2 protein-coding genes are annotated in these 3,235 nt (G+C 39.6%); both read right to left on the bottom strand.

Annotation, left to right across the window (positions count from 1 at the left end):
- Positions 1-335: 335 nt before the first annotated feature.
- Positions 336-1,412: an NAD(P)H-dependent flavin oxidoreductase gene (locus DBX25_RS18175; protein WP_108672198.1), complete on the bottom strand. Its 1,077-nt coding sequence runs from the start codon at positions 1,410-1,412 to the stop codon at positions 336-338.
- 73 nt (positions 1,413-1,485) lie between these two features.
- On the bottom strand, positions 1,486-3,105 hold the full coding sequence (locus tag DBX25_RS18170) for a long-chain fatty acid--CoA ligase (RefSeq protein ID WP_108672197.1): 1,620 nt from the start codon (positions 3,103-3,105) through the stop codon (positions 1,486-1,488).
- Positions 3,106-3,235: the final 130 nt, after the last annotated feature.

The raw sequence follows: 3,235 nt of genomic DNA, 5'->3' as shown, positions 1-3,235 counted from the left end.
CGCCAGCGTTCGTCCTGAGCCAGGATCAAACTCTCCAAAAAGTGTTTGACTTGCTCATAAAATGTCTTATTTAAAAGACTTAATATTAAACGTTGACGTATTGTTTTGTTTAGTTTTCAAAGAGCAATTTCTCTGCCGCTTCCTCTGAAGCAACTTAATCATCTTACCACGCTAGCTCATTTCTAGTCAACAACTTTTTAAAAAAAGTTTTTTCGAAGATTGATAGGAACAACCTGTCTAATCTACTTTATTTACTAGCCTCATGAGGCGTGTATTGAATATACTAACAAAACACAAAAACAAAGTCAACACACATAAATAATAAATTTATAGACTTATTTTCTATTCCCTAATAAATCCTTCGCTTCAGTAATACAGATTTCAACTAGTTTTCCTGCTTCTATAGACTTCCTTAATAACCTTGTAGCTTGCCCTGCCCATAGTGACATATATTCAGGGTTACTTTGTTTAGCTGCTTCCTTTCTAATATCACTTGTTAAGGAGTTCTGTGTAGGAAACGGCATCGGAGAAACTCCACTTTTCTCAAAATCCGTGATGAAAGTATTTTTTATTCCTCTTGCCGGACGACCAGAAAATACTTTTGTTAAAATTGTACTTTCCTCATTACTTTCATGTAACGCTCGTTTATATGACGGATGTGCACCAGACTCTAGTGAAGGTAAAAATGCAGTTCCCATCTGTACACCTTTTGCCCCTAACGCAAGAGCAGCTACCAGCCCACGCCCGTCCATTATACCTCCCGCTGCTACCACCGGAATATTTACCGCATCCACCACTTGTGGAATAAGAGAGAACGTTCCAATATTAGCACCGTAAGGATCTTCACTTATATCAAACGTCCCTCTATGCCCTCCTGCATCGCTACCTTGCGCTACTAAAACATCTACCCCATGATTTTCTGCTAGAATGGCTTCCTTAACAGTCGTAACCATTGCCATCGTCTTAATCCCTTTAGAATTTATCTGTTCTATTTCAATTGAAGACAAAAGTCCAAATGCGGTACTAATAATAGGGACGTTTTCTTCTATTAATATTTTTAATTGTCCATTGAATAGATTTTCCGTTTGTATATCATTTCCTCTTGGAGATAGGGAAAGGTTCTCTCTAATTCCATTAAGTACAGACTGCACAGGTTCTATCCCCACTAAATAATCGTCCATACTTGTGCAGAATAAGTTTACAGCAAATGGCTTCTCGGTGTTCGATTTAATCTTCCTAATACTTTCACGGATCTCTTCAGGCTTCATATACGCAGCACCTAGAGTTCCTAAACCTCCCGCTTCTGAAACCGCAATCACAAGATCAGCATTAGCAGGGCCACCCGCCATGCCAGCTTGGATTATCGGATATTGTATCCCTAGTAACTCACATAATTTTGTGTGTATATTCATCTATCTGTCCTCCTTCCTTAATACAAAACTTACATGCCCCTATTATTAAGGATAATAGAGGCATGCCGGTAATTTAGACTCTATTTGCTAAGTATTCTTTCATTTGATCTCTTAGGGCAGCCTTTAGGAATTTCCCAACAGATGTTTTAGGTATTTCATTAACGAAAACTACATCATCCGGAAGCCACCACTTTGCAAATTGCGGAGCAAGGAAGTCTAATAATTCCTGTTTATCTAACTGATCTTTAAAAGCCTCCTTCAAAACGACGCAAGCAATCGGTCGCTCTTGCCACTCTGGATGGGGGATTGCGACAACACTCGCTTCAAACACCGCTTCATGTGCCATCAATGCATTTTCAAGATCGACCGAAGAAATCCATTCTCCACCGCTCTTAATCAAATCTTTCGTCCGGTCAACAAGCTTTACAACTCCTTCTTCGTCAACAGTAGCCACATCTCCTGTATATAACCATCCATCCTTAAACGCTTCTTTAGATCTGTCATCTCTATAATACTCGTTCGCAATCCACGGACCTCGTAGCATTAATTCTCCCATATCATTGCCATCCCATTTTACTTCACCATCAGCACCGACAACTTTCATCTCTAATCCAGGAACAAGTAATCCTTGTTTGGATCGGATATCTAACGTCTCTTCTTCATGCAAATCATGCTGATAGCTCTTTAATCTCGATAAGGTAACCAATGGAGTAGTTTCTGTCATTCCATACGCATGCAAGAATGGGATTTTATACTTCGTTTCAAATGCTTTAATCATCGCGCGTGGCGCTGCTGAACCTCCACAAAGAATTGCTCGAAGTGAAGACGTTTCATATGAACCACTCTCTAACTCTTTTAATAAACCAAGCCAAATGGTAGGTACTCCAGCGGTCAATGTCACTTTTTCATTTTGAATCAATTCAGCTATTAGCTTTGGTGTGAATTGTGGTCCCGGCAAAACTTGGGTAGTTCCAAACCAGGTAGCCGCAAACGGGAGACCCCATGCGTTAGCATGGAACATCGGTACAACTGGCATTGCAACATCGTTCTCAGATACAGCGGCAGTATCTGCTAGACCTAATGCAAAACTATGTAACACAATCCCTCTATGCGAATAGACGACTCCTTTTGGATTCCCAGTAGTTGCAGATGTATAGCACATTCCAGCAGGATCGTTTTCATCTAGGTCTTTTTTAAACGGATGGTTTGAATTGGATTCTTCTAGTAATTTTTCATAGGAATAAACGGGTGATAAGCTTGTATTTGGTAACTCAGGTTTATCCGTCATGATAATGTAAGCTTTAACTGTTTTAAATGTCTTGTGAATTTTCTCTACTAAAGGCAATAAGTCTTCATCAACCAATAGAACTTTATCTTCTGCATGGTTAACAATATATGAAATATGTTCAGGAGACAGTCTAAGATTGATAGTATGCAATACCGCACCGATACCCGGAGCCGCAAAATATGTCTCAAGATGGCGATGATGGTTCCAGGCTAAGGTTCCTACTCGTTCTCCCTTTTGCACTCCTAGCTTTTCAAGTGCATGGGCAAGGCGACGAGTCCGTTCACCGATTTCTTTATAAGTGAACCTTTGTATGCCAGAAAGAGTTCTTGACACCACTTGTTTTTTCGCAAAGAATTTTTCTGCTCTTTCAAGAAGTGATCCAACCGTTAACGAAACATTCATCATATGACATTTCCCCTTTTCATTAGATAGAGATATAAAAAGATTATTGTTTCATGACACTTCTGTTTATGACGGAATTTGTATGTTCACCTAACGACGGTGGCTTAGATTCTTCTATTTTAGGTAAATCAGC

Source organism: Peribacillus acanthi (genome assembly GCF_003073175.1).
Lineage (GTDB): Bacteria > Bacillota > Bacilli > Bacillales > DSM-1321 > Bacillus_BN > Bacillus_BN acanthi.
Note: the sequence above shows the minus strand (reverse complement) of the source record. Positions and strands in the feature narration are given on the sequence as shown.

Coding starts and splice junctions, on each gene's coding strand:
- DBX25_RS18175 (WP_108672198.1), bottom strand. CDS start 1,412: ATGAATATACACACAAAATTATGTGAGTTACTAGGGATACAATATCCG.
- DBX25_RS18170 (WP_108672197.1), bottom strand. CDS start 3,105: ATGATGAATGTTTCGTTAACGGTTGGATCACTTCTTGAAAGAGCAGAA.